Here is a 1,957-nt window from a genome sequence, read left to right as displayed (position 1 = left end):
GCGTGGACCGTCCCCTCACGCTGCCGCGCCACTGGCGCCGCAATGCCGACCGGCTGGTCAAGGTCACGCCCGTCGAGGGCGAGCCGCTGACCGGCCGCATCACCACCTGTGACGAGACGTCGGTGACCCTGGACGTCGACGGAACCCCCCGGGTCCTGCCGTACGCCGAGGTCGACAAGGCCCTCGTGCAGATCGAGTTCAACCGCAAGCGCGACAAGAGCGAGGACGCCTGATGGACATCGACCTGAGCATCCTGAGGATGCTGGAACGCGAGAAGGAGATCTCCTTCGACGTGCTCGTCGAGGCGATCGAGCAGGCACTGCTCACGGCGTACCACAAGACCCCCGGCGCGCAGTCCACCGCGCGCGTCGAGCTCGACCGCAAGAACGGGCACGTCAGCGTCCTCGTGCGCGAGGTCGACGAGGAGGGCAACGCCTCCGAGGAGTACGACGACACCCCCGCCGGCTTCGGCCGGATCGCCGCCACGACCGCGAAGCAGATCATGCTGCAGCGCCTGCGCGACGCCGAGGACGACATCCGCTTCGGGGAGTTCGCCGGCAAGGAGGGCGACATCATCTCCGGGATCATCCAGCAGGGACGCAACCCCGACGACGTGATGGTCGACCTGGGCAAGCTCGAGGCCCTGCTGCCCGTCGGTGAGCGGGTGCCGGGGGAGGAGTACAAGCACGGCGAGCGCATCAAGACCCTGGTCGTGTCGGTGCGCAAGGGCATGCGCGGGCCTCAGATCACCCTCTCGCGCAGCCACCCCAACCTGGTGAAGAAGCTCTTCGCGCTCGAGGTGCCCGAGATCGCCGACGGCACCGTCGAGATCGCGGCCATCGCCCGGGAGGCCGGGCACCGCACCAAGATCGCCGTGCACTCGAGCGTGCCCGGCGTCAACGCCAAGGGCGCCTGCATCGGCCCGATGGGCCAGCGGGCGCGCAACGTCACCGCCGAGCTGCACGGGGAGAAGGTCGACATCGTCGACTGGTCGGAGGACCCCGCCCAGTTCGTGGCGGAGGCGCTGTCGCCGGCGCGCGTCAGCGCCGTCGAGATCGTCGACGCCACCACCCGGTCCTGCCGCGTGGTCGTCCCGGACTACCAGCTGTCCCTGGCCATCGGCAAGGAGGGCCAGAACGCCCGCCTCGCCGCACGCCTCACGGGCTGGCGCATCGACATCCGTTCCGACGAGGCGCCGACGCCCGAGGGGTGAGCGGCATCTCCCGCAGGGGGAGGCCATTCGGGATTCGAGCGCGCAGACGATAGAGTTTCCGTCGGTGACCATGACCGACAGCCCGCACGTGCCCATCCGCACCTGCATCGGCTGTCGGGAGCGGGCCACCAGGAGCGAGTTGTTGCGTGTCGTCATCGGCTCGGACGCGAGCGGCCAGCCGGCCGCCTGCCCCGATCCGCGCGGCACGGCTCCGGGCCGGGGGGCGCACCTGCACCCCACGACCGGGTGCTACGACCTCGCGGTACGCCGGCGGGCGTTCTCCCGGGCCCTGAGGGCCGGGGAGGCACTCACCAGCACGCCGGTGGCCGAGCACCTCGCAGCACCGCACTAGCACGACAGCACCACCGCACGACAGACCCGAAGCAGCACCGACCAGATCAGTACCGATCAGAGACTGGAGCAGCAGCTCATGAGCACTCGATGAGTACTTCCCGATGAGTTTGCACACCCGCTAACGGTCCGAACCACCCCGCCGCACTCCTGCGACGACGGGTCTCGGGCCAGAAGGAGAATTGTGGCCAAGACCCGAGTCCACGAACTCGCCAAGGAGTTCGGCGTCGAGAGCAAGTTCGTTCTCGAGAAGCTCAAGGAGATGGGTGAGTTCGTCAAGTCGGCATCGTCGACCGTCGAGCCCCCCGTCGAGATGCGGTTCAAGAAGCAGTACGGCGACCAGCTGAAGTCCGCTGCCGCGTCCGCCCCGGCCGCCGAGCCCGAGGCCAAGCC

The 1,957-nt window shown here is 69.2% G+C and carries 3 protein-coding genes and 1 pseudogene; all 4 read left to right on the top strand.

All coding sequences use genetic code 11. The features are described 5' to 3' along the window. Window positions 1–233 (top strand): annotated as a pseudogene (locus ACXJKL_RS20080) (ribosome maturation factor RimP); the annotation flags it as partial. Continuing rightward, window positions 233–1,213 carry a transcription termination factor NusA gene (gene nusA, locus ACXJKL_RS20075; RefSeq protein ID WP_457208760.1) on the top strand — a complete coding sequence of 327 codons (981 nt, stop codon included), beginning with the start codon at window positions 233–235 and terminating at the stop codon, window positions 1,211–1,213. The pseudogene ACXJKL_RS20080 and the gene nusA, both read left to right, overlap by 1 nt. Window positions 1,214–1,283: 70 nt before the next feature. Then, window positions 1,284–1,565, top strand: a complete 282-nt coding sequence (locus tag ACXJKL_RS20070) for a YlxR family protein (protein WP_457208761.1) — start codon at window positions 1,284–1,286, stop codon at window positions 1,563–1,565. A gap of 183 nt (window positions 1,566–1,748) precedes the next feature. Beyond that, window positions 1,749–1,957 (top strand): translation initiation factor IF-2 N-terminal domain-containing protein (locus tag ACXJKL_RS20065; RefSeq protein WP_457208759.1); only part of this gene is annotated, 209 nt, incomplete at its 3' end.

Source organism: Nocardioides sp. P5_C9_2 (assembly GCF_054049555.1).
Note: the sequence above shows the minus strand (reverse complement) of the source record. Positions and strands in the feature narration are given on the sequence as shown.

What these genes read in the sequence shown, in the direction of transcription:
- nusA (WP_457208760.1), top strand. Translation starts at nt 233, where the DNA reads ATGGACATCGACCTGAGCATCCTGAGGATGCTGGAACGCGAGAAGGAG.
- ACXJKL_RS20070 (WP_457208761.1), top strand. Translation starts at nt 1,284, where the DNA reads ATGACCGACAGCCCGCACGTGCCCATCCGCACCTGCATCGGCTGTCGG.